The sequence below is a fragment of the Ancylomarina sp. genome (assembly GCF_041555295.1).
Classification (GTDB): Bacteria; Bacteroidota; Bacteroidia; order Bacteroidales; family Marinifilaceae; genus Ancylomarina.
Window position 1 is genome coordinate 1 of sequence record NZ_JBFFKR010000374.1, and the last position, 2,744, is coordinate 2,744.

Annotated in this window: 1 protein-coding gene; it reads left to right on the top strand. The window is 40.1% G+C overall.

Features of this window, described 5'->3' with window-relative positions:
* Window positions 1-2,074: pyruvate:ferredoxin (flavodoxin) oxidoreductase (nifJ, locus tag ABY905_RS16100; protein WP_372645716.1), on the top strand; the 2,074-nt coding region annotated here is incomplete at its 5' end.
* Between the last annotated feature and the right edge of the window lie 670 nt (window positions 2,075-2,744).

The window sequence follows — 2,744 nt, forward strand, 5'->3', positions numbered from 1 at the left end:
ATGTCACGTTCCTGCTTACGTCTATCTTTACGATGTATTAAAAGGATTGAAAAAAGGTGGTTCTTTCCTATTGAACTCAATTTATGGTGCTGAAGATACGATTAAGAATCTTCCAGATCATATGAAGAAGTACATGGCTGACAATGAGATTAAGTTCTACATTATCAACGGTACTAAACTGGGTGAAGAATTAGGTCTTGGTAACCGTACCAATACGATTATGCAAGCTGCTTTCTTCAAAATCACGGGTGTAATTCCTTTCGAATTGGCTGCTGAAGAGATGAAAGCTGCTATTGTTAAGTCTTACGGTAATAAGGGTGAGAAGATTATCAACATGAACTTTGCTGCTGTTGATGCAGGTGGAGAGAATGTTGTTGAAGTTGAAGTTTCTGCTGACTGGAAAAACCTTTCTGCTGAAGTTGCTACTGCTGCTACAACAAATCGTCCTAAGTTTATCGCTGAGGTTTGTGATCCTATGAACGCTCAAAAAGGTGATGATCTTCCTGTTTCAGCTTTCACTGGTCGTGAAGATGGTACTTTCCCTGCCGGAACAACTAAGTTCGAGAAACGTGGTGTTGCTGTAAATGTTCCACAGTGGCAAGACGAAACTTGTATTCAGTGTAACCAGTGTGCTTACGTTTGTCCTCACGCTGCTATCCGTCCGTTTATTTTAACTGATGAAGAAGTAGCTGCTGCTCCTGCTGGAACGGCTGTTAAGCCTGCAACAGGAAAAGAGCTTAAAGGAATGCATTTCCGTATTCAGGTAGCTGTTGAAGACTGTACAGGTTGTGGTAACTGTGCTGACATTTGTCCTGCTCCTAAAGCAAAGGCTCTTGTTATGCAGCCAATCGCTACTCAAGCAGTTGAGAAAGAAAGATGGCATTATATGGACCAAACTGTTGGTTACAAAGACTTGCTTCCTAAAAACAATGTGAAGAATACACAATTTGCTCAACCATTATTCGAGTTCTCTGGAGCTTGTGCCGGTTGTGGTGAAACACCGTATATCAAATTAATCACTCAATTGTATGGTGAGAGAATGATGGTTGCAAATGCAACAGGTTGTTCTTCTATCTACGGTGGATCTGCTCCTGCAACTCCATATTGTAAGAACGATAAGAGTGGTAAAGGTCCAGCTTGGGCTAACTCTTTGTTCGAAGATAATGCTGAGTTCGGTTTTGGTATGAACGAAGGTGTTCGCAAAATGCGTAACCGTATTGAGCTTCGTATGCAAGCTGCTATCGATGCTGTGAATGCTGAAACAAAAGCTGCATTTACTGTGTGGTTAGAGAATAAGGACAATGGAGAAGCTTCTGTTGCTGCTTCTGCTGATGTTCTTGCTGCTCTTGAAAACGAAACTCATGAAGTTGCTGAAGAAATCAAAAATCTTAAGACCTACTTAATTAAGAAGTCTCAGTGGATTTTCGGTGGTGACGGATGGGCTTACGATATCGGATACGGTGGATTAGATCACGTTCTTGCTTCTGGTGAAGATGTAAACGTTCTTGTAATGGATACTGAAATTTACTCTAACACAGGTGGACAAGCTTCAAAAGCAACTCCAGTTGGTGCTGTAGCGAAATTTGCTGCTGCGGGTAAAGTAATCAGAAAGAAAGACCTTGGTATGATGGCTGCTTCTTACGGTTACGTTTATGTAGCTCAGGTTGCAATGGGTGCAAACCATGCTCAATATCTTAAAGCGGTTAAAGAGGCTGAGGCCTTCCCTGGACCATCATTGATCATTGCTTACTCACCTTGTATTTCTCACGGATTGAAAGCCTCTATGGGTAAATCTCAGGAAGAAGAGAAAAAAGCAGTTACAGCTGGTTACTGGCACTTGTTCCGTAACAATCCATTATTGGAAGCTGAAGGAAAAAATCCATTCGTTCTTGATTCAAAAGAGCCAGAGTGGGATAAATTCCAGGACTTCTTATTGGGTGAGGTACGTTATACTTCATTACAGAAATCATTCCCTGAAAGAGCTAAGGAGTTATTCAAAGCTGCTGAAGAGAATGCTTTATGGAGATACAAATCTTACAAACGTCAAGCTGCTTTAGATTTCTCTGAAGAGTAAATCAATCGCAATAAATATAAAATGCCCAATTCGAAAGGATTGGGCATTTTTTTGTGTGAAATTTTAATGAATTTTCAAGAACACGTAGCTTAAAGCATGATTCATTTTAAAACTGATCAGGAGAATTTATGGCATAAAAAAAGGGAACCTGTGGATTAGTTCTAATACACCCCGCTGTCCTTCGGACATTTACTCACGATAAAATATAACAAGTGTGTTCGTGATTTTTCAGATTCTCCTAAAATGGGAGAAATTTCACACTAAGATTTGAATAAATTTTCTAACCATATTATATAATCCTTTCCCTTTCAGGGAAAGTGCCGGCAGGCAAAAGGGTGTATCCAAAATAAATCAAAAGAGAACAAAGTGCAGGCAAGCGATAGGGTGCAAAATTTATCAATATTTTAATCACCCAATATTCATTTCTCTTCGGAGCTCATATTTTTGTACAAAAAAACAGAAGATCGCTTCGGAGCTGGTCCTATTGGCACAAAAATCGGCTACTTCTTGTCGGAGAAGTGGATTTTTGCCATCCGCGAGGCCTTCTCCTCTTCGAAAACGAAGACTTTTGTACAAAAACGGTGAAAAACGCAAGTGTAAAGCCTAAAACGAAGGCAAAAAGGGCATAAAACCGCTTCGGAGTCCAATATTTTGTACAAAAAGAGGCTTC